The organism is Sphaerisporangium sp. NPDC004334, assembly GCF_053602655.1.
On the sequence record NZ_JBSGDZ010000016.1, the window covers coordinates 218,547 to 238,520 of the forward strand.

Annotated in this window: 20 protein-coding genes; 14 read left to right on the plus strand and 6 right to left on the minus strand. The window is 69.2% G+C overall.

The window, feature by feature from the left end; all coding sequences use genetic code 11:
* Positions 1-123: 123 nt before the first annotated feature.
* The 5 genes from asnB to ACWEN6_RS22585 all read right to left on the minus strand — a co-directional run bounded on the left by asnB (position 124) and on the right by ACWEN6_RS22585 (position 5,997).
* A complete protein-coding gene (gene asnB, locus ACWEN6_RS22565; protein ID WP_452572500.1) occupies positions 124-1,950 on the minus strand; it encodes an asparagine synthase (glutamine-hydrolyzing) in 1,827 nt (608 codons plus the stop codon).
* 81 nt (positions 1,951-2,031) lie between these two features.
* A complete protein-coding gene (locus ACWEN6_RS22570; RefSeq protein WP_452572502.1) occupies positions 2,032-3,228 on the minus strand; it encodes an aminotransferase class I/II-fold pyridoxal phosphate-dependent enzyme in 1,197 nt (398 codons plus the stop codon).
* A gap of 8 nt (positions 3,229-3,236) precedes the next feature.
* Positions 3,237-4,055 carry a 2,3,4,5-tetrahydropyridine-2,6-dicarboxylate N-succinyltransferase gene (locus ACWEN6_RS22575; protein ID WP_452572504.1) on the minus strand — a complete coding sequence of 273 codons (819 nt, stop codon included), beginning with the start codon at positions 4,053-4,055 and terminating at the stop codon, positions 3,237-3,239.
* Complete coding sequence (locus ACWEN6_RS22580; protein WP_452572506.1) at positions 4,048-5,280, minus strand: diaminopimelate decarboxylase; 1,233 nt, start codon at positions 5,278-5,280, stop codon at positions 4,048-4,050. The genes ACWEN6_RS22575 and ACWEN6_RS22580 overlap by 8 nt, the downstream gene beginning before the upstream one ends.
* An 18-nt stretch (positions 5,281-5,298) precedes the next feature.
* Positions 5,299-5,997, minus strand: a complete 699-nt coding sequence (locus ACWEN6_RS22585) for a class I SAM-dependent methyltransferase (protein ID WP_452572508.1) — start codon at positions 5,995-5,997, stop codon at positions 5,299-5,301.
* 361 nt (positions 5,998-6,358) lie between these two features.
* Between ACWEN6_RS22585 and ACWEN6_RS22590 the strand changes: the two genes are divergently transcribed.
* The 14 genes from ACWEN6_RS22590 (at position 6,359) to ACWEN6_RS22655 (ending at position 19,352) form a co-directional block, all read left to right on the plus strand.
* Positions 6,359-7,195: a TauD/TfdA dioxygenase family protein gene (locus ACWEN6_RS22590; protein WP_452572510.1), complete on the plus strand. Its 837-nt coding sequence runs from the start codon at positions 6,359-6,361 to the stop codon at positions 7,193-7,195.
* A complete protein-coding gene (locus ACWEN6_RS22595; protein ID WP_452572512.1) occupies positions 7,196-8,794 on the plus strand; it encodes a GMC family oxidoreductase in 1,599 nt (532 codons plus the stop codon).
* A complete protein-coding gene (locus tag ACWEN6_RS22600) occupies positions 8,791-10,128 on the plus strand; it encodes a hypothetical protein (RefSeq protein WP_452572514.1) in 1,338 nt (445 codons plus the stop codon). Before ACWEN6_RS22595 ends, ACWEN6_RS22600 begins: the two co-directional genes overlap by 4 nt.
* Positions 10,118-11,620, plus strand: a complete 1,503-nt coding sequence (locus tag ACWEN6_RS22605) for an AMP-binding protein (RefSeq protein ID WP_452572516.1) — start codon at positions 10,118-10,120, stop codon at positions 11,618-11,620. Before ACWEN6_RS22600 ends, ACWEN6_RS22605 begins: the two co-directional genes overlap by 11 nt.
* Positions 11,617-11,847 (plus strand): acyl carrier protein, encoded by a 231-nt coding sequence (locus tag ACWEN6_RS22610; protein WP_354919253.1) that lies wholly within the window; start codon positions 11,617-11,619, stop codon positions 11,845-11,847. The genes ACWEN6_RS22605 and ACWEN6_RS22610 overlap by 4 nt, the downstream gene beginning before the upstream one ends.
* Positions 11,844-12,767 (plus strand): amidohydrolase family protein, encoded by a 924-nt coding sequence (locus ACWEN6_RS22615; RefSeq protein ID WP_354919256.1) that lies wholly within the window; start codon positions 11,844-11,846, stop codon positions 12,765-12,767. Before ACWEN6_RS22610 ends, ACWEN6_RS22615 begins: the two co-directional genes overlap by 4 nt.
* Complete coding sequence (locus ACWEN6_RS22620; RefSeq protein WP_452572518.1) at positions 12,764-13,672, plus strand: chlorinating enzyme; 909 nt, start codon at positions 12,764-12,766, stop codon at positions 13,670-13,672. Before ACWEN6_RS22615 ends, ACWEN6_RS22620 begins: the two co-directional genes overlap by 4 nt.
* A complete protein-coding gene (locus ACWEN6_RS22625) occupies positions 13,665-13,943 on the plus strand; it encodes a hypothetical protein (protein ID WP_380827199.1) in 279 nt (92 codons plus the stop codon). The genes ACWEN6_RS22620 and ACWEN6_RS22625 overlap by 8 nt, the downstream gene beginning before the upstream one ends.
* Entirely contained in the window at positions 13,944-14,849 is a 906-nt protein-coding gene (locus ACWEN6_RS22630; RefSeq protein ID WP_452572520.1) for a hypothetical protein, read from the plus strand.
* The gene (locus ACWEN6_RS22635) at positions 14,822-15,301 is read left to right on the plus strand and encodes a GNAT family N-acetyltransferase (protein ID WP_452572522.1); all 480 of its coding nucleotides are present in this window, start codon (positions 14,822-14,824) and stop codon (positions 15,299-15,301) included. Before ACWEN6_RS22630 ends, ACWEN6_RS22635 begins: the two co-directional genes overlap by 28 nt.
* Positions 15,302-15,305: 4 nt before the next feature.
* Positions 15,306-16,244: a hypothetical protein gene (locus tag ACWEN6_RS22640; protein ID WP_452572524.1), complete on the plus strand. Its 939-nt coding sequence runs from the start codon at positions 15,306-15,308 to the stop codon at positions 16,242-16,244.
* Positions 16,244-16,795, plus strand: a complete 552-nt coding sequence (locus ACWEN6_RS22645; protein WP_452572526.1) for a cupin domain-containing protein — start codon at positions 16,244-16,246, stop codon at positions 16,793-16,795. The genes ACWEN6_RS22640 and ACWEN6_RS22645 overlap by 1 nt, the downstream gene beginning before the upstream one ends.
* The gene (locus ACWEN6_RS22650; protein WP_452572528.1) at positions 16,792-18,015 is read left to right on the plus strand and encodes an ATP-grasp domain-containing protein; all 1,224 of its coding nucleotides are present in this window, start codon (positions 16,792-16,794) and stop codon (positions 18,013-18,015) included. The genes ACWEN6_RS22645 and ACWEN6_RS22650 overlap by 4 nt, the downstream gene beginning before the upstream one ends.
* An 83-nt stretch (positions 18,016-18,098) precedes the next feature.
* On the plus strand, positions 18,099-19,352 hold the full coding sequence (locus ACWEN6_RS22655) for an MFS transporter (RefSeq protein WP_452572530.1): 1,254 nt from the start codon (positions 18,099-18,101) through the stop codon (positions 19,350-19,352).
* Positions 19,353-19,461: 109 nt separating this feature from the next.
* Here ACWEN6_RS22655 and ACWEN6_RS22660 read toward each other — a convergent pair.
* Positions 19,462-19,974, minus strand: a 513-nt coding sequence (locus ACWEN6_RS22660; RefSeq protein WP_452572532.1) for a lectin, incomplete at its 5' end; no start/stop codon positions are given.

Consider the following 19,974-nt stretch of genomic DNA (forward strand, 5'->3'; position numbering starts at 1 on the left):
TGACGCCGCTCCTGACGTCATGGCTGCCGGCCGGACGCGCTCGCTTCTGATGCGAACACATCGCAGGCGGCCTGAGTCGATCGCGAACTTCCGAGGCCGTACGGTCCCCCGCGCCGTAGTGGGTCAGGACAGGGTCACTTGGTGGTCGCGCATCCAGGCGTCGAGTTCGACGAGTTGGACGAGGAGTTGTGCGGCGCTGGCGCCGCCGGGGAGTTGTGCGTTCAGTCGGCCGGTGTCGATCTGGCGCAGGAGGTTGCTGAGGCGGGGGGTGTCGAACATTCCGTGCAGGGGGGAGTCGCCGGCGTTCGTTATGCGCATCACCTCGTGTACCAGGGCTTTTTCGTGGGACGGGTTCTGGACGTGGGGGTAGGCGCTCTTCTGGCGGTTCAGTGTGGTGGGGGGGAGGATGTCGGCCATTGCCTGCTTGAGCAGGCTTTTCAGGCCGTCGGCGCATTTCATGGACCAAGGGACGTTCCATACGTACTGGACCAGGCGGTGGTCGCAGAACGGCAGGCGTACGTGGAGGCCTTGTGCGGCGCTCATGCGTTCCTTGCGGTCCAGGACCACGGCCAGTGGGCCGGCCATTCCCAGGTACAGGACTTCGCGCATGCGTGCGTCCAGGCCCTGTTCGCCCGGCAGGCTTGGCACTTCGCTGAGGAGTTGTGCGTAGCGGGCCTTTTCGTCGCCGTCCTGGGTGAGGTCCGGGGTCAGGTAGTCGGCGAGTCTTGGGCCGTCGCCGAGCCAGGGGAAGGTGTCGCGGCGGATCAGGGCGGGTTTGAAGAGGTAGGGGTATCCGCCGAAGAACTCGTCGGCGGCCTCACCGGACATGGCCACTGTGGTGTCCTGGCGCATTCGCCGGAACAGCAGGTACATCGACGCGTCGAACTGGCCCCAGCCGGGGAGGTCACGTGCGCGGCGGGTGGCCGGGATCACGTCGAGCAGGTCCTGCATCGTCGCGGTGAGAGTGGTGTGCCTGCTTCCTATGTGTTCCGCTGCGGCGGCGGCGTACGGGCTGTCCACGTCGGGTCGTAGTTCGGTCGGTGCGAAGTGGGCCTTGTCGCTGTCGAACTCGACGCAGTACGTGTCGAGGGGGTACGGCAGGGAGCGGGCCGCCAGTGCGGCGACCGAGGTCGAGTCGACGCCGCCGGACAGCATCGCGGCGCAGGGGCCGGAGGCGGGGAGCTGGGCCGCCACGGCTTCGTGGAGAAGTTCCCTCACGTGTTCGGCGGTCTCGGCGGGGGTGTGGGGGTGTGGTTCGCTCGTCAGGCGCCAGTAGGCGCGCGAGACCGGGCCGTGGTCGGGGGTGTAGGTGATGACGTGCGCGGGTTTCACCTCGTGTACGCCGACGAGCGGTGTCTCACCAGCGAGTGTGAGGCGCGGCTGGAGCACGATCGTCATCAGGGAGCGGTCGAGGCGCGGGGTGAAGAGGGGGTTCGCCATGATTCCCTTGGGGAGGGAGGCGAACAGGATCCCGCCGGGGTAGGGGTGGTAGTACAGCGGCTTCAGGCCCATGTGGTCCCGTGCCAGCAGCAGTCGCCGGTGGCGTCCGTCCCAGACGGCGATCGCGAACGCGCCGGCGAGGCGGGTGACGAAGTCCGCGCCGTGCGTCAGGTAGGCCTGCAGCAGCACGTCGGTGTCGGTGGCGGCGGGGGGCAGGTCCAGGGACCGGCGGACGGCGGCCAGGTTGTAGATCGCGCCGTCGTACACGAGCGCGACGGGCCCCTCGTCCACGGAGGGGCCGCTGTGCGCGGGGAACAGCGCCGGCTGAGGGCCTTCGGTGATGCCGGGGGTGGTGAGCTCGCGGTGGCCGAGCGCCGCGTGCCGGGTGATGTGGACCGCGCCCGCGTCGGGGCCGCGGTCGCGCATCGTGTCCGTCATGGCGTGCACGATGTCCGCCTGCTCCGTCAGGTCGCGTTCGAAGTCGATCCATCCGACGAGACCGCCGCTCATCTGCTCAGCTCCCCTGTGGTCGTTGGTGGTCGAAGCTCCATGAGAACCCGGCGTACGCGGGTCGGTGCCGGAGACCGCCGCTCATCCGGTCGGCTTCCCTGTGAGCGTGAGTGGTCCGAGCCTGGTGAGCACCCGGCGTACGCGGGTCAGTGCCTCGCGGGTGCGGTCCTGCGGGTGGACGAGCGCGATGCGCAGGTGGCCCGCGCCGGGGTTGAGGCCGCGGTCGGTGGCCGTGCCGAGGTAGCGGCCCGGCATCACCGTCACGGCCTCTTCGCGCCACAGCCGGCGCGCGGCCTCCTCGTCGTCGGGTACGGGGAACCAGAGGAAGAATCCCGCCTCGGCCCGCTGGTAACCGGGCAGATCGCCGAGCAGTTCGTCCGCGGTGTCCCAGTTGGTGCTCACCGCGGACCGCAGGTGCGCGACGTGCGCGTCGTCGGCCCACAGGCGTGTCGCCACCGCGCACACCGGCGCCGCCTGGGAGACACCGCAGGTGCGGTTGTGGTTCGCGTACGCCGCCACGCTCGCTGGGTCACCGAGCACGAAACCGGACCGCAGGCCCGGCATCCCGGAACGTTTGGACAGGGTGTGCAGGACCAGGAAGCGTCCCGTTTCACCGGCCGTGCCGGATGTCAGGAACCCGTCGTGCGCGGACGCGGCGTGGACGAGGTCGATGTAGCACTCGTCGACGACGAGCAGCGCGCCGGCCGCGCGCGCCGCCGCGCTGATGGCGCGCACTGTGGCAGGGGTGTGGGTCTCACCGCGGGGGTTTCCCGGTGAGCAGACGACGACCGCGGCGACACCCCGGTGAGCGGCTACGGCGGCGGGGACCTCCGGCGCGTGGCCGTAGAGGATCGCACGGCCTCCCGCGGCCTCCACCGCCGCGTGGTAGGTGGGGTAGAAGGGGTTCGGCAGGACGACCCCCGGAGCGCGCGAGTGGACGGCGAGGGTGATGGCGGCCGTGACGGCCTGCTTCGTGCCGGGGGTCGGCTCGATGGCGAGCGATCCTTCGTCCACGGCGGCGCGCAGGTGGGGGCCGAAGCGGCGTTCCAGCCAGCCTGTGTAGGCGGCCCGGAGTTCGGGTGTGCCGCCGAGCGGCGGGTAGCGCGTCCAGCCGTCCACCTCACCGAGGAGACGGCCGTCCACCGGCGGCGTGACGAGGCGGGCCTCGCCGAGATGGAGGGGGATCGTGGTGACGCCAGGGGGTGCGGGGATTCCCGTCAGGAGCGCGCGCAGCCGGTCGAACGCGCTCGGTGCCGACGTCGGTCGCGTCGATGGCATCGAAGCGGTCAGTCGCGGACGAGGTCGTTGAGGGCCGTCTTGCCCCGGGTGCGCTCGTCGGCGTACTTGACGATGATCGCCGCGGAGATCGAGATGTCGGGATTGTTCGGGTCGACACGGGAGCCCGGGACGACGACGGCGTTCTCGGGGATTTCGCCGTAGGTGACCTTTCCCGTGGCGCGGTCGACGATGGGGGTGGACTTACCGAGGAACACCCCCATGCCGAGCACGGCGCCACGCCTCACGACCACTCCTTCGGCGACCTCCGAGCGCGCGCCGACGAAGACGTCGTCCTCGACGATCACCGGCTGCTCCCCGAGAGGCTCCAGGACGCCGCCGATGCCGGCTCCGCCGGAGATGTGGCAGCGCGCACCGATCTGCGCGCAGGAGCCGACCGTGGCCCAGGTGTCGATCATCGTGCCGGGGCCGATGTAGGCGCCGACGTTGACGAAGCACGGCATCAGCACGGCCCCGGGCGCCACGTACGCGCCGTGGCGGACGACGCCGCCGGGGACCACACGCAGGCGCGCCTCGCGGAAGGCGGCGTCGTCCCAGTCCTCGAACTTGAGTGCGATCTTGTCAAAGCTCTTCGGTCGCCGCCGGCCGCCGGCGCCGACCTCGTTCCGGCGGGTCAGGAACGACAGCAGGATGACCTTCTTCACGAAGGTGTCGACCACCCACTCCGGCCCCTCCGGCCGCGCCGCGCGCAGCTCTCCGCGGTCGAGGGCCTCAAGGCCGGCGGTGACGTGGGGTGCGAGGGCCGCGAGGTCGTCCTCGGACAACGACTCCCGGCGCTCGAAGGCGGTCTCGACCATGCTTCTATCCACGATCAAACTCCCAGCGGACGGTCGCCATGTAGTCCTCGTAGGTCTCGGCACGCCGGATCTCCACCACGTCGCCGGCGTCGGTGAGCATCAGCTCGGCGGGTCGCAGGCGGCCGTTGTAGGTGAAGCCCATGGCGTGGCCGTGGGCTCCGGTGTCGTGGAGCAGCGCGATGTCGCCGTCACGTGGCTCCGGCAGCTCGCGGTCGACGGCGAACTTGTCCATGTTCTCGCAGAGCGCGCCGACGACGTCGAACCTGCCGACGGGCCGTCCCTCGGCGTAGGGGAGGGAGAGGTGGTGGTAGGCGCCGTACATGGCCGGCCGCATCAGCGACGACATCGAGGCGTCCACGCCGGCGATCTCGTGGCCTTTGCGGCAGCGGTTGATGACGCGTGTGACCAGGACGCCGTGCGGGCCGGTCACGTACCGGCCGATCTCGGTGATGACGCGCGGCCCGTCGACGCCGAAGAACTTCTCCCGCGCCGCGAGGATCTCCTCCGCGTAGGCGGTGATGTCGATGGGTCTGTCATCCAGGCGGTAAGGGATGCCGAGACCGCCGCCGACGTTCACGTACTCCAGCTCGATCCCGGCCTCCTCGGCGACACGCGCGCCGAGCCGGATGACGTCGGCGGCGGCCTGCGCGGCGCGGCCGGTGTCGAGCTCGTTGGCGCACGTCATGCCGTGGATGCCGAACCGCCGCGCGCCTCGGGCCGTCGCGTCCGCGTACGCGGCGGCGAGCTCGCCGGCCGGGACACCGAACTTGCTGTGCGCCGCGTCACCCATCAGCGTGGAACCGGCGGCGAGACCGGTGGGGGAGACGCGGAAGGCGACGACCTCGGGAAGCTCGTCGACTTTCTCCGCGAACGACCTGTCGTCGAACGTTATCAGCGCGCCGGCCTCGCGTGCCGTCCTGTATTCGGACAGCGCGGTGTTGTTGGAGGTGAAAACGACGTCGCCGCTCCGCGCGCCGACCGCCTCCGCGAGACGCAATTCCACCGGAGAAGAACAGTCGAAACCGCTTCCCGCGGCGCGCAGCAACGCGAGGACGGCCGGGTTGGGTAAGGCCTTCACCGCGAAATACTGCCGGTAGGGGATTCCACTGAACGCGCGGGCCAACGTCTTGTGTGTGGACACGATTCCGTGGGCGTCGTAAATGTGGAACGGTGTGCCGTGGTTCGCGACGATCTCGGGAAGCCGCGGCAGCAGTCGCTCCGCGAATTCAGCCGACATTGGCAAGGCGGGATCCGATCATCCAGGTACGAACGCGACGCATATCGTGCGGTTGCGCATGCCGCTCACCGGCCGTTGGTAAGGAAAGTAGTAGCTTTCCTCGGGCTCGAACCCGAAAGACGCCAGGCTCTTGTGCAGATAGTCCCTCGCGATGAACCAGAACCCCTCCACGTGCTCGTGCGGCGCGAAGTCGGCCTTGCCGTCGCGTGGAGCGTCGTTGGACAGGATCAGGTAGGTCCCCGGCCGCAGGGCCAGGTCGCGGAGTTTGCCGAGCGCGGGGGCCAGTTCCTCGGTGGCGTCGAAGAGGTGGCCGAGCAGGCCGTCGGCGTAGACGGCCGACACGTCCGCGGCGTCCTCCGGGCGCAGCTCGAAGAAGTCGACGGTGCGCGCGTCGACCCCCTTCTTCCTGGTCAGCTCGACGGCTTCGGCGTTGCAGTCGATGGCGCGCACGTCGCGGCCGTGCGTCACCAGGTCGGCTTCGACGAAGCCGTTGCCGCAGCCGAGCGACAGCACCGTCGCCTCGGGCGCGGTCAGCATGCGGATCTTGAGAGTGATGTGCGATCGGTACTCGGGGACGTAGGTCGACGGGGTGACCGAGTCGTTGAAGGCGTCGCCGTTCTCCCAGATGTCGTAGATGCTCTGAGGAGCGGAGCCGACGGAGCGTGGCAGGCAATAATAGTCGTGAATGCGAGCGAGCTCCGGTTCGGATCGTGGCACCCTGTCCCTCCCTGGTCTAACCGGTGTCTAAACCATGCCAGTGGGATGGATTCTCGCCTTTGAGTTTTCCAGCCATCGAACACGCGGCAGGAGCGTAACACGCGGCCGGCGGCCGGCAAAGGGTTGTATCAATTGCTGGACCGACCAAGCTCCCATTATGTGCCGCCCGTATGGGAGTGAGCGGTTTGTAACATGTTAACCGCCTAGTCAGTGCCGGTGAGCGGGTTTCGGCGCGGCACTTATCGCGGCCGGCTGTGGGACCGATAACGAGTGGTGAAAGTTTCTCGCCGTCTTGCGTGCCGCTGTGGCGGTGTCGTATGCTCCGGCCGTCGCCGCTACGGGTTCTATGCGAGGTTCTGCCATGCCCGAGTTGATTCCCATTACGGAAACCATTGGCACTGAAGTCCGCGGAATCGATGTCACAGGTCGTATTTCAGATCACGACTTCGAGCGCATCTATCGGGCGTGGATCGACACCACCATTTTGCTGATCAGGGGCCAGAAGATGACCCCGGCGCAGCAGGTGGAGTTCACCCGCAGATTCGGTGAGGTGCTCACCTACACACGGTCCCGGTTCAACGCCGACGACCACCCCGAGATACTCGTCCTGTCGAATCTGACCCGCGACGGCAAGCCGATCGGCTCGGCGTACAGCGGCCGCGTGTGGCACAGCGACGGCGCGTACCTGACCGACCCGCCGACGGGATCGATGCTGTACGCGCGCGAGATCCCGCCGGTCGGCGGGGACACGTGGTACGGCAACATGTACGCCGCCTACGACGCGCTCCCGGTCAAGATCAAGGACCGGATCGCCGACCTCAAGGTCGTCATCAGCCGCGTCCAGTCCCGGCCCTACAACTACCCCGACCGGCCGCCTCCCACCGCCGAGGAACGCGAGGAGTGGGTGGACGTCGCGCACCCCATCGTCAAGGTGCACGACGTGAGCGGACGCAAGGCACTGTACGTCGGCGGCAACGTGCCGTGGCGCATCGAGGGGATGGACGAGGAAGAGAGCCGGCCGCTCATCACGTTCCTGCAGGAGTTCGCCACGATGCCGCGTTTCACCTACCGGCACCGATGGCAGGTCGGCGACATCATCCTGTGGGACAACCGCAGCGCCATGCACATGGCCACCTACTACGACGACGTCAACCACCGGCGCCTGATGCACCGGACCACTCTCGCGGCGGCCCGTTAGATGCGGGCCGACTACATCATCGTGGGGGCCGGCGCGGCGGGGTGCGTGCTGGCGTCGCGGTTGTCGGAGGACCCCGGCACACGGGTGCTCCTGCTGGAGTCGGGGTCGCGGCGGCGCAGCCCGCTGCTGTCGATCCCGGCCGCCGAGACCATCCTCATGGGAAACCCCAGGTACGACTGGTGCTTCGAGACCGACGCCGATCCGACGATCGGCGGCCGGAGCGTGAGCATTCCACGCGGACGCCTGCTCGGCGGGTCCAACCAGATCAACGGCATGATCTTCGTCCGCGGTCAGCGCGAGGACTACGACGAGTGGGAACGCCTCGGCAACCCCGGCTGGTCGTGGGCCGGCGTCCTGCCGTACTTCAAGAGCCTGGAGCGTACGGGGATCGGCGGGCCGAGCCGGGGCGGCGAAGGGCTGATCAGCGTCGGACTGCCGCGTGAGCGGGACGAGCTGTGCGACGCGTTCCTGCTGGCCGCGCAGAAGGCCGGATACCCGGAGAACCCCGACTACAACTCCGGCGACCAGGAAGGATTCGGCTACTACCAGGTCAACCACGACGGCGGCCGCCGCTCGTCGGTCGCCGGGACGTATCTCCGCCGTGCGCTGCGCCGGCCCAACCTGACCGTGCTCACCGACGCGCACGTCACCCGCCTCAGGTTCGACGGCAAACGTTGCGTCGGCGTCACCTACCGCCACCAGGGCCGCAGCCGGCAGGCCGACTGCGGCCGCGAGGTGATCGTCAGCGCCGGGACCGTCCAGTCGCCGCAACTTCTCGAACTGTCGGGGGTCGGCTCCGCCGACGTGCTCGCCGCGGCCGGGGTGCCGGTCGTGCACCACCTGCCGGGGGTGGGCGAGCATTTCCGCGACCACTACGCGACCCGGCTGCGCTGGCGGGTCACCCGTCCCATCACGTTCAACGAGCGCTCGCGCGGCCTGCGCCTGGCCCGCGAGGTCGCGACGTACCTGACGCGCCGCCGCGGCCTGCTCAGCCTTCCCATCGCGCTCGGCCACGGCTTCGTCCGCTCGTCCGACGCCGAGCCGCGGCCCGACATCCAGTTCCACTTCGCTCCGGCCAGCTACGGCGCGGGAGCGACCCGGCGGCTCGACACCGCTCCCGGTATGACCGTCGGCGTCTATCCGCTGCGGCCGGAGTCCGCCGGGTCCATCCACATCAGGTCCGCCGACGCGACGGCCCCTCCGGCGATCCGGCCGCGTTTCCTCGCCGACGAGGCCGACCGCGCGCGGCTGGTCGCCGGGATGCGCATCGCGCGCCGCGTCGTCGAGGATCCGGCGCTCGACGCGTTCCGCGCGTTCGAGCTGATCCCGGGAAAGGACGTCCAGACCGACGACGACCTGGTCGCCTACGCGCGGGAGAACGGCGACACCTCCTACCACCCGGTGGGGACGTGCCGGATGGGCGCCGACCCGATGTCCGTCGTCGACCACCGGCTGCGCGTCCACGGCTTGTCCGGGCTGCGCGTGATCGACGCGTCGGTGATGCCGGCCATGGTCTCCGGCAACACGAACGCCGCGAGCATGATGATCGGCGAGAAAGGCGCGGCCCTGGTCACCGCCGACTCGAGGGAGAACGCATGAGGTTCGACTACGTACGCAACAAGGCCGCCGCCGGGACGTACCGCCACTGGCGCGGCGCCTTCTGGCCGCCGTCCGGGTCCTACCAGCTGGCGTGCCTCGACCTCGCGGCCGAGACCCCGGACCTCGGGGGAGGTCTCCTCGCCGGGCTGGCCGCGCTGAAGACGGTCATCGACGCCGAATGGCAGCACCTCAAGGAGACGGCGGGGGAGGACACGCGGCGGTTCCACGCTCCGGCGCTGGTCGCCTCCGCCATGCGTGACATCGCCAAGCACCTGCCGGACGACGCCGGTCGGCGCGCGCTCGCGCTGCGCGCCGACGCCGTCGAGCACGGCTACACGACCGAGGCGTTGTGCGAGCTCGCGGAGCTGCGTGAGGACGTGACGCTCGTCGCCAACCACCTCGGCACCTGGTCGGGGAAGGACCCCGGCGGGTTGCCGACCGCGTTCGCCTGCCGGCGGGACGAGACGGGACAGCGGTTCGTGGACGCCGCGCTCGCCGAGCGCGACAAGGTCGAGCCGTACCTGCGCACGCTCATGGTCGACCTCCGGCTCGGCGACCTGCCGGCGTTCGGCGCGACCCGGTTGTTCTTCATGGCCGGTGAGGGGAACCTGCACCCCAAGCACATCGCGTACTTCCTGCCGGAGGACGAAGGCGTCGGCCGGTCGCCGTACATGAAGACCTACTACTTCCGCAACACCCACCGCGCCATCCTGGACACGGTGTCCGGGCCGCTCTCCGCGCGGTACGTACGCGGGGGGAACGGGTTCGACCCGGCGGACGAGCGGTTCGCCGGCATTCCGACGCTCGGTGTGCTCGGCCACGAGTTCGGCCACTTCGTGCACCGGCCCGCGACCGACTTCGGCCCGCTGCGGACCGCCGACAAATGGGCCGTCGGGGTGCTTCAGGAGACGGCCGCCGACGTGTTCGGCGTCCTGGTCCTCGCCGAGGTGTGGGCCGAGGCGCTCGGGCTGGACAGGGCCGACGTCATCGCGTACTACCTGGCCGAATGCCTGCGCTACGTGGACCGCGGCCTCGGCACGTTCCCCGACAGCGACGGCATGTTCCTCCAGCTGTCCTACCTGGCACAGGTCGGCGCGCTCGCGCTCGACGGCCCCGTTCTCGTCGTCGAGCCGGACGTGGTGGTCGCCGGGCTGCGGTCGCTGGCCCGCTGCCTGGCCGAGGTGCTGCTGCTCCCCGGCCCCGGCCCCGCGCTCACCTTCCACGCCACGTACGGCCCGGCGGAGCTCGGCCTGCTGAAGCCGCTGGTCGAGGAGTTACGCCTCGGGCCCATGCGGTCCGTCGAGTACGTCCAGGAACACATCCATGTTCGTTGACTCCTTGGTGGACAAGCTCGCCGAGCATCCCGCGCAGCGGATGCGGTTCGTGGCGCGCGACGGGACCACGCTGGTCAAGACCTACGGCGAGACCCACGACGACGCCGTCCGGCTCATGTCCGAACTGCGCGACAGCGGCCTTCGCCCGGGTGACCTCGTCGGCGTGCTCGGCCCGAACTCCTACGAGTGGATCCTCGCCGACCTCGCGCTGCTCGCGCTCGGCTGCGTCCCCGTCGCCATCCCCGCGGAGAACCGTCACGAACCGGCGGAGATCGGCGCGTTCGTCGAGCGCTACCGTCTGGCCGCGCTGCTGGTGACCCGGCCGCTCCCCGGCGAGGCCGGCCTGCCGGCGGCCACCGCGGTCCTGTCCGAACGGCCGGTCAAGCTCGGCCCGGCGCGGCACGACGACGTCCCGGCGCTGCCGCCTGGAGTGCGCACGATCGCGTTCTCCTCGGGGACCGCCGGGACGCAGAAGGGCCTGATGCTCACCGACGACGGCATCGCCAACACCGTCGAGCTGTCGGCCCGCGCGTGGCGGGTCACGACGGACGACGACATCCTGATCGTGATGCCGTATTCGAACTTCCAGCAGCGCTACCTCACCTACCTCGCGATCTGGACGGGCTGCGCGGCCACCGTCGTCCCGCCGGAGATCATGTTCCAGGCGCTCAAGATCGTGGAACCCACGATCATCCTCGGCCCGCCGTCCTTCTTCGAAGTGCTCTACAACCGTGTCATGGCCGCCGACCCGGCCGAGCGCATGGGCAAGGGCCGCGGATGGCTGTCGATGTACGGGTCGCGGGTGCGGCTCATGTACACCGGGTCCGCGCCGGTGCCGCCGGCCATGGTCAGGCTGTTCCAGGAGCTCGGCGCGCCGCTGTACGAGATCTACGGCAGCACCGAGATCGGCTGGATCGCCATGAACGTGCCGGATGCGGCCAGAGCCGGCACGGCGGGACGGCCCGTGGACGGCGTCACCGTCGAACTCGGCGACGGCGGCGAGGTCGTCGTGCGCGCCGAACGGCCGCAGGTCGCCGGGTACGTGTACGAAGGCGTCGAGACGCAGGACGCCGTGTTCCTCCCCGACGGCCGGATCGTCACCGGAGACCTCGGGGTCCTTGAGGACGGCTTCCTGCGGCTCACCGGCCGCAGGAACAACGTGATCATCACCCGGAGCGGTGTGAAGATCAACCCGGCCGAGCTCGAGGCCGGCATCGAACGCGCCTTTCCCGGCGTCCGCGCCATGGTGGCCCTGCCGGACGGCGCCGCGCTGCTCGCCTGCGTCGTCTGGCTGGACGACCCGGGCAAGGCGGCCGAGGTCGAGGCGCACATCACGCGGATGAACGCGGAGCACGAGCCGTCGCACCGCATCGCGACGACTCTCGTCCGCCCGGCGGAGGAGCTCACCGTGGAGAGCGGTCTGCTGACCAGGAACTTCAAGATCGACCGTGGCGCGGTCAGGCGCACCGTCTGGACGAGTGAAGACGGGTGACCGAGGACGAGCTCTGCCAGATCATCGCCGGCGTCCTGCCAGGCAAGGACGTCGCGCCGCACATGAGCCTCAGGAACGACCTCGGCGTCGACTCGATCGGGCTCATGAGCATCGTGTTCGTCCTTGAGGAGCAGACCGGCATCGACACCATGCGGCACATCGTGGAGTTCATCGAGGCCGAATACGTGCACGACATCGTCGGCATCTGCCTGAAGGCGGGCTCATGAAGATCATCGATTTCCACTGCCACGTCGCGGCCGAGATGTGCTTCCCGCCGTCGTTCCGCGACGGGGTCATCGACAACATGGCCGTGGCCATGCACGCGCGCGGCCTGCCGGCGCGTAAGGAACACCTGCGCCGCATGCACGACGCGACCCTCCAGGATCCGCTGTGCGACCAGCTCGTCAAGGAGATGGACGGGGCGGGGATCGACGAGGCCGTGCTGCTGATGCCGGACTTCACCTACGCGCTGAAGGACGGCACGCACACCATCGAGGAGATCGTCGACCACCACAAGGTGGTGACCGACCGGCACCCCGGCCGCTTCCGCGTCCTGGTCGGCGTCGACCCGCGGTGGGGAGCCGACGGGATCGCGCTGTTCGAACGGGCCATCGTCGAGTACGGCTTCGACGGGATGAAGCTCTACCCGCCGTGCGGCTACCGCCTCGACGACAAGGCGCTCTACCCGTTCTACGAGATCTGCGCGCAGCACCGGCTGCCGGTGCTGTCGCACATCGGCGCGACCTCCCCCGCCCTCGACTTCGAGATCGCGCTGCCGATCTACGTGGACCGGCCCGCGCGGGACTTCCCCGGCGTGGACTTCGTGCTCGCGCACGGCAGCGTCCACTACCCCGACGAGTGCGCGATGCTCTGCAACAACCGGCCCAACGTCTACATCGACGCCAGCGGTTACGAGGCCCCCGACGGGGTGGCCGGGCTGAACCGGTTCTTCCGCCGCAACATCAACCACAAGGTGCTGTTCGGAACCGACTGGCCGATCTTCCGGTTGCAGGGCAAGCAGGCCGGCTTCGTGGAGCGACTCACAGCCGAAGGAGCCTTCCCGGCTGAGATGACCCAGGCCGACCGCGACCTGTTCATGTGGAAGAACGCACAGCGGCTCCTCGACAAGAAGGGTACGGGCAGATGACATCGCTGACCGACGGTCTCACCGCCGAGCAGGTCCAGTTCTTCAAGGACAACGGCTACGTTGGCCCCTTCGATCTGTACGAGCCCGGCGAGGCTCAGAAGATCTGGAGCAAGGCCATGATCGAGATGGCGCTGTCGAAGAACAAGCCGCACAACTCGACGATCATCAACTATGACCGGCACCTGGACTGCGACACGCTCTCCGAGCACATCTCACGGCCCGAGATCGTGAACAAGCTGCGCTCGCTCCTCGGCGAGGACATCATCTGCTGGAAGTCCAACATCTTCCAGAAGCAGCCGGGTGACGCCGGCACCGGCTGGCACCAGGTCGAGAAGTACATCGTCGGCGAGACCACGACCGCCGCCACGCCTTCACTGAACTTCGCCTACAGCCGCGACGACGACACGGTCCTGCAGGACGTCAGCGTGTGGACCGCCTTCTCCCCGGCCAGACGCGAAAACGGCTGCCTGCGCTTCATCCGCGGCAGCCAGAAGCGCTGGTTCTACGACGAGAACAAGCGGCTCCACAAGAGCCCGGAGCGCAAGACCGACTTCTTCGGCTACGACTACTCCGAGCTCCAGATCGACCCGAGCTGGGACCCGGAGAAGGACGACGTCGTCGACATGGAGATGGAACCCGGCCAGTTCGTCCTGTTCGTCGAGAAATGCGTCCACGGGTCCCTGCCGAACATCAGCGACCAGACCCGCCTCGGCTACGCCTCCAGGTACGTGATCCCGCAGACCAAGGTGTACGAGCACGTGGACAAGCTGGTCGAGTTCGGCGACGAGATCAGCCTCGACTACCACGGCTGCGTCCTGGTCTCCGGCGAGGACAGGTACGGCTACAACCGGATCTACACCGAGAACCTCAACGGCTACGAGTTCAGGCGGGTGGCCAATGCCTGAGATCGACGACCGGCTGAGGAACTTCGTCGACTTCCTCGGCACGCAGCCGATGGCGCCGGACCTGACCTACGAGGAGGTCGCGCAGAGCACCTCACGCGCCGAACTCGGCATCAGCTCGCTCAACATCCTCATCCTCGTCAACAACTACATCGAGGAGAAGGCCGACGGGAAGATCGCGCTGCGTCCCGAGTGGGTGCCGATGCTCGACGAGGTCGAAGGCATCCTGTCGGTGATCGAGGAGATCGACGCCGGCGCGCCGGTCGAGGTCTGAGTGGCGGCCATCGGGTCCTTCGCCTGCGTCACCGGTCACGCCGAAGGCCGTCCTGAGGACATCCCCGGGTTCGAGGACCTGTGGCGCGCGGTGTCGCCGGACACCGCGTTCGCCGCGATGGGGACGGGGACGTACCGGAAGATGACCGGGCCGGTCACCCCGTACATCGTGGACTGTGTGGCCAAGGTGCTGAGCGAGCACGGCGTCCGCGCGGCCGAGGTGGACCGGCTCGTGCTCGCGACCTCCGACGGCGTGCTCGGCCTGCTCGGCAGGGACGTCGCCGTCGACGTCATGCGCGCCGCCGGGCTCACCGCGTGCGTTCCCGCGATCGTGTCGCTCCAGCAGTGCTGCAGCTCCATCGAGGCTCTGCGGTACGCCTGGGGCCTGGCCGCCGCGGACGCGCGCAACGTCGTACTGGTGGCGCTGGACTTCACACCGGACGACCGCGACCGGGTGAAGTCCTTCGCGGTCTTCGGTGACGCCGTGGCCGGCTGCCTCATCAGCCGTGACCACGCCGGCCTCACGCTCGCGGGGACCGGTGTCGCCGCCGACTTCTCCGGCATGGTCGGCGAGGACACCTTCGCGACCCGGCAGTCGGTGGCGCGGGCCGCGCTCGGCCAGGCGTTCGGCCAGGCCGGACGCACGCCGGACGACATCGCGAAGATCTTCACTTCCAGCCTGTTCGCACCCATCGCGACCTTCAACGCGATGGCCGCCGGACAGGCCCGCGGGAAGCTCTACTTCCAGGAGCCGATGACCCGGTACGGTCATTGCGGCAACGCCGACTGGCTGATCAATCTGATGGATTACCACCACAAGACCGGCCTGGAGCCAGGAGCTCTCTACCTCGCGCAGGCCTCCGCGCCGGGCTTCTTCGCGTGCGCACTACTGGAGGCAAGTACATGAAGATCGTGCTCGACGATCTCCGCGGCCCGGAGATCGCCGCGTTCCTGGAGGACCACCTGCGGGAGATGCACGCCATCACCCCCTCCGAGAGCGTGTACGCACTCGACCTCGACAGGCTCCGGGTCCCGGAGGTCACGTTCTGGTCGGTGTACGACGGCGACCAGCTCGTCGGCTGCGGCGCGATCAAGCGCATCGACGGCACGCACGCCGAGATCAAGTCCATGCGCACCGCCTACGAGCGCCGGCGCGACGGCATCGCGAGCCTGCTCCTCACCCACATGCTGGCGGAGGCCAAGGCGATGGGCATCGAACGGCTCAGCCTGGAGACCGGCGCGACCGAGCACTTCGAGCAGGCCAGGAAGCTGTACGAGAAGTTCGGCTTCGAAGCCTGCGGCCCGTTCGAAGGCTACGGCCCCGACCCGCACAGCTACTTCATGACCCGGACGATCTGACGACATGAAGGACCTCGTCCACGACTACGACCAGCAGTTGTACGACCGGTCGTTCCTCAACTGCTACCAGCGGCAGGCCATGGTCATGCTCGCCGAGCGCGTCCCCGACCTGCCGCTGACCTTCTACAACTGCCTGGTCGCCGGCGACGACATCGCCGACCAGGTCATCCGCCTCGGCCGGCCGAAGTACGACTTCCAGAGCGACCTCCTCGACCCCGCCGCGCTCGCACGCGTCGGGATCACCCGCGAGTACGTGCCGTTCGACACCTACGCGCAGGCACGCGAGCTCATCTTCGACACCGTCGAGCGCACCGGTTACGTGATCCTGTTCATCGACGTCTACTACCTCCCGCACACCCCCGAGTACCGCACCGAGCACGTCGTCCACACCATCACCCTCACCTCCCGCGCCGACGGCCTCTGGTCGATCCTCGACGACAACCAGGCCAGTGTGCTGTGCCGGTACGCCTATCCCGAGGACGTCGTCGCCGCGGCGTACGACAACGGCGAACTGCGGCACGTCAGCTGGTTCCCCGCCGGCCCGTACGACGCCGCCGCGGCGGCGGCCGGGTCGTCGGCGGCGTTCACCGAGGTCCTGCGGACCTACGACGACACCTACGCGTTGCTCGACGGGGTCGCCGACCTGCTGGCGACACCGTGGCTCACCCCGGCGCGCGCCATCGCCCTGCTGTACGACGCCTTCTCGGTGTACGAGGGGTCACGGGCCTGCCTGCGGGAGTTCGCGAAGCGGCAACCGGCGTACGCGGACGCCGGCCCGGCGCTCGCCGACCTCGTCGGCCGGTGCAGGGACATCAGGAACCAGTTGATGATCGGCAAGGCGATCGGCCGGGTGGACGCGTCCCGCGTGGCCGCCGCGTGCGCGGAACTCCGCGCGGCCGAGGAGGACATGCTGAAGCGGCTGCGGGGACTGGGGGGACTCTGATGCCGATCGATCCACGCCTGATCGTGACCGGCTACGGCCCGGACGACAAAGCGGTCGTCGTCCGCGACACGCTCGTCCCGCCGGTCACGGCACGCGCGCTCCTCGGCCAGGAGATGTACCTGATGTGGGGCAGCCCCGACGGCGGCGCGACCGTCGGCCCGAAGGCCCCCGCCCCGATCACGCTGCCGTTCTTCGCCGGAATCGGCGGCACGCGGCTCCTGCTGGTGCGTTTCCCACCCGCGTCCGCGCTCACCGGACCACCGTCCCCCGATGACCAGGCCGAGATCGACGCGGAGGTCCGGGAACGCCTCCCCGGCCTGATCGACGCCTTCGAACCCGGCGACGGCTCAGGGATGCACACCACCGACACCCTCGACTACGGCATCTGCCTCGAAGGCGAGCTGTGGCTCGAACTCGACTCCGGTGAGGAGGTGCGGCTCACCCCCGGCGCCTGCGTCGTCCAGCAGGGGACCCCGCACGCCTGGCACAACCGCTCCGAGACCCCGGCACTGATGGCGTTCGTCGGCATCGGCGCGAAGCGGCCGGCATGACGAGGTTGGTCGTCGTCGGGACAGGGCCCCGCCTGTACCGCGAGTTCATGCTGCGTGGCATCGGTGAGCGCCACGACGTCCACATCGTCATCGGCAGACCGGCCGAATGGGAGACGCCGTACGTCACCGGCGTCAGCGTCGTCCCCGGCATGACGCCGGACGGCATCGCGGCCGCCGTCCAAGAGATCGTCGCGCAAGGCGGCGTCGACGGCATCATGACGTGGGCCGAGGACCACGTCGTCGACACCGCCCTCGCCGCGGCCGCCGCGGGCCTGCCAGGCCCCGGTCCCGACGCCGCACGCGCCTGCCGCGACAAACACCTCACCCGCTCGGCCCTCGCCGCACGCGGCGTCCCACAGCCCCGATCCGTCCTGGTGGCCGACCTCGCCGAGGCGTGCGCCGTGGCCGACAAGTTCGGCTACCCCGTCGTCATCAAGCCGAGAGGCGGCGTCGCGAGCCAGGCCGTCGCGCTCATCCACGACGCCGGGGAACTGGCCGGCCACTTCCCCTCCGCGCACCGCCTCCCGGCCGCCGGCCTGCGATCCCCGGACCGCTCCGTCCTGATCGAGGAGTACCTCACCGGCCAGGAGATCGCCGTCGACTCGGTCGTGAGGAACGGCCGGGTCATGCCGATCCTCCTCTCGCACAAGGAGATGGGCTACGCGCCGTACTTCGAGGAGACCGGCCACTGGACACACGCCGCCGACCCGCTGCTGGCCGACCCCGCGATCACCACGTTCCTCACCCAGGTCCACACCGCCATCGGCTACTCGACCGGCGCCACGCACACCGAACTCAAACTCACCGACAAGGGCCCGAAACTCATCGAGATCAACGGCCGGCTGGGCGGCGACCTCATCTCCTACCTGTGCGGCAACGCCTCCGGCGTGGCCCCCGGCCTGGCCCTGGCCGACGTGTCCTGCGGCGCCGTCCCCGACCTGACACCGGTGCGCAGGTCATGCGCCGGAATCAGGTTCGCCTACCCCCCATGGCCCGAGACCCGCGTAGAGGAGATCGCCTTCGACGAGTCGGCCCTCCCCCCGGAGACGGACCTCGCCGTCCCCCTTGTCAGCCCAGGCGACGTCGTCCAACTGCCGAACAAGGACCACATGGAAGCCCGCGTCGCCTTCGCCACCGCCACCGCGTCCACCCGCGAGGAGGTCTCCGCCGCACTGGACCGGTCCCTGGCGGCACTGCGCTGCACGTGGAGCCCCGCATGACCAAGCCGCGCACGTGGAGTCCTCCTTGATCGACCCGCGCACGTGGAGTCCTTCTTGACCAACCCGCGCACGTGGAGTCCCCCATGACCAACCCGCCGCAGACACCCGCCGCCGAAGCCCCCGCGGGGGTGATCCGCACGCTGCGCGAACTGCCGCGGTCGGCCATCGTCCTGCTGTTCGGCATCGCGCTGAACCGCACGGGAAGCTTCGTCGCGCTCTTCCTGATCCTGTACCTCACCGGCCTCGGCTACAGCCCCGCGCAGGCGGGCTTCGTCGTCAGCGGTTTCGGCGTGGGCTCGATCGTGGGAACGTTCGCCGGCGGCAGCGCCACCGGAAAGTACGGCGCACGAACCGTGATCATCTGGTCGATGCTGTTATGCAGCCTCGCCGTCGCGTCCCTGACCGTCGTGACAGCGCTCGTCCCGCTGCTGGCCGTCAGCTTCGCCGCGGGCGCCTTCGGCCAGATGTACCGCCCCGCCGCCATGACCATGCTCGCCGACCTGACCCCGCCGCAACGCCTCGTCACGACCTCGGCCGCCAGCCGTTTCGGCCTCAACCTCGGTGCCGCCATCGGCCCCCTGCTGGGCGTATGGCTGGCAGCCGCCTTCTCCTACCAGGTCGTCTTCCTCGTCAACGCACTGGTGGACCTGCTCTTCGCCCTGGTCGTCCTGCTGGTCATCCCGGCCGCGACCGCTGACCGCGCGAGCGACCACCCCACCACCGGAGACCGAGCCGCCGAGATCCCGGCCCCCAAGGACACCGCGCGTTACAAGGATCTGCTGGCGGACCGACGCTACCTGCTGTTCCTCGCCGGCATGTTCATCACGGCCGTCGCCGAGGCCCAGTACCACTCGACGCTGCCGCTCGAAGTGCAGCAACGCGGCTACCCGACCGCTCTCTACGGCGCACTGGTGGCGATCAACGGCGCGCTGGTCATCCTCGTGGAACTGCCCCTGACCCCCTTCATCCAGCGCTTCCCCATGCGAACCACCGTCGCCACCGGCTGCCTCCTCCTGGGCGTGGGCCTGAGCCTGTTCGGCCTCCCCTTCGGCCCATGGATCTTCATCCTGGGAGCCGTCGTCTGGACCCTGGGAGAGATCATCAGCGCTCCCAGCATCGGCGCCTACCCGGCCCTGGCCGCTCCGGCCCCCATCCTCCGCAGCCGCTACATAGGCGCACTTTCCACCTGCCAAGCAGCGGGCTGGGCCCTCGGCCCGACCATCGGCACGGCCCTGTTCGAGTACGTGGGCGGCGCCGTCTGGGTGATGTGCGCGGCCCTCGGCGTCCTCGCCTACCTGGGCATGCGCGCAGGCGTCCGCGAACCCGTCCTGCCTTAGCGTCCAGTGCGGTGTCCACAGAGATGTACACCATCTGCGGGGGCGGCCATGGCATCGGCCCGCCTCGCCGGGCGCCGGTGGCGCCGGGCGAGGCGGGCCGCGAGGTGGATCAGGTGCGGGTCCAGCGCTGGTTGGAGCCGCCGTTGCAGGACCAGATGACGAGTTTGGTGCCGTTGGCGGTGCCGTTGTTGTACACGTCGAGGCACTTGTTCGCGCCGATGGCGGTGATGGTGCCGTCGGAGTTGAAGCGCCACTTCTGGTTGTTCTGCCCGTTGCAGTCCCAGATGATCACGTTGGCGCCGTCGGCGGTGCCGCCGCCATTCACGTCGAGGCACTTGCTTCCGTACACCCGCAGCTCACTGGAACTGGTAGAGCTCCACTGCTGGTTGCTCTGGCCGTTGCAGTCCCAGATCTGTGCCTGCGTGCCATTGGTCTGCGAGGCGCCGGCCACGTCGACACACCGGCCCGACTGCGCGCTCTTGATCGCGCCGCCACCCGAAGGCGGCGGTGTGGAGGTGCTGCCATTGAGCGCGTCGAGGACGGAGGTGTAGGCCTGCTTTTTGTTGAAGTTGCCGTCGAAGAGCAGGGGGGTGTCGCCGGAGCGCCAGGAGTATTTGTCGGT

Coding starts and splice junctions, on each gene's coding strand:
- asnB (WP_452572500.1), bottom strand. CDS start 1,950: ATGAGCGGCGGTCTCGTCGGATGGATCGACTTCGAACGCGACCTGACG.
- ACWEN6_RS22570 (WP_452572502.1), bottom strand. CDS start 3,228: ATGCCATCGACGCGACCGACGTCGGCACCGAGCGCGTTCGACCGGCTG.
- ACWEN6_RS22580 (WP_452572506.1), bottom strand. CDS start 5,280: ATGTCGGCTGAATTCGCGGAGCGACTGCTGCCGCGGCTTCCCGAGATC.
- ACWEN6_RS22590 (WP_452572510.1), top strand. CDS start 6,359: ATGCCCGAGTTGATTCCCATTACGGAAACCATTGGCACTGAAGTCCGC.
- ACWEN6_RS22595 (WP_452572512.1), top strand. CDS start 7,196: ATGCGGGCCGACTACATCATCGTGGGGGCCGGCGCGGCGGGGTGCGTG.
- ACWEN6_RS22600 (WP_452572514.1), top strand. CDS start 8,791: ATGAGGTTCGACTACGTACGCAACAAGGCCGCCGCCGGGACGTACCGC.
- ACWEN6_RS22605 (WP_452572516.1), top strand. CDS start 10,118: ATGTTCGTTGACTCCTTGGTGGACAAGCTCGCCGAGCATCCCGCGCAG.
- ACWEN6_RS22615 (WP_354919256.1), top strand. CDS start 11,844: ATGAAGATCATCGATTTCCACTGCCACGTCGCGGCCGAGATGTGCTTC.
- ACWEN6_RS22620 (WP_452572518.1), top strand. CDS start 12,764: ATGACATCGCTGACCGACGGTCTCACCGCCGAGCAGGTCCAGTTCTTC.
- ACWEN6_RS22625 (WP_380827199.1), top strand. CDS start 13,665: ATGCCTGAGATCGACGACCGGCTGAGGAACTTCGTCGACTTCCTCGGC.
- ACWEN6_RS22640 (WP_452572524.1), top strand. CDS start 15,306: ATGAAGGACCTCGTCCACGACTACGACCAGCAGTTGTACGACCGGTCG.
- ACWEN6_RS22645 (WP_452572526.1), top strand. CDS start 16,244: ATGCCGATCGATCCACGCCTGATCGTGACCGGCTACGGCCCGGACGAC.
- ACWEN6_RS22650 (WP_452572528.1), top strand. CDS start 16,792: ATGACGAGGTTGGTCGTCGTCGGGACAGGGCCCCGCCTGTACCGCGAG.
- ACWEN6_RS22655 (WP_452572530.1), top strand. CDS start 18,099: ATGACCAACCCGCCGCAGACACCCGCCGCCGAAGCCCCCGCGGGGGTG.